We start from the raw sequence: 546 nt of genomic DNA on the forward strand, positions 1-546 counted from the left end.
TCCTGTTTTTAATTATTCCGGCTGTTGTCGGGATCTCTCTATTGTCAGGACCGACGTATACGTTCTTTTACGGGTCAGAGAGCCTTCACCCTGAACTGGGGGCAAACATTTTGCTATGGTATTCGCCAGTCGCAATTCTGTTCTCTTTGTTTACAGTCAACGCAGCCATTCTGCAGGGCATCAATAAGCAAAAATTTGCGGTTGTCAGCCTTGTGATCGGCGTCGTGATCAAGCTTGTGCTGAATGTTCCGCTGATCAAGCTGATGCAGGCTGACGGAGCGATTTTAGCGACGGCGCTTGGATATATCGCTTCCCTTTTATATGGGTTTATCATGATTAAGCGCCATGCAGGCTATTCGTATAAGATACTAGTTAAACGAACTGTTTTGATGCTTGTCTTATCAGCCATTATGGGTATTGCCGTGAAAATCGTGCAGTGGGTATTAGGCTTCTTTATTTCCTATCAGGATGGCCAGCTGCAAGCTGCGATTGTTGTGGTGATCGCGGCCGCTGTTGGCGGAGCTGTCTACCTGTATTGCGGCTACC

General features: G+C 47.3%; 1 pseudogene. It reads left to right on the forward strand.

The features are described 5' to 3' along the window. Positions 1–546, forward strand: a pseudogene (gene murJ / locus ACWHAR_RS31050) (lipid II flippase MurJ); the annotation flags it as partial.

It is taken from the genome of Bacillus sp. LR--39 (assembly GCF_053613335.1).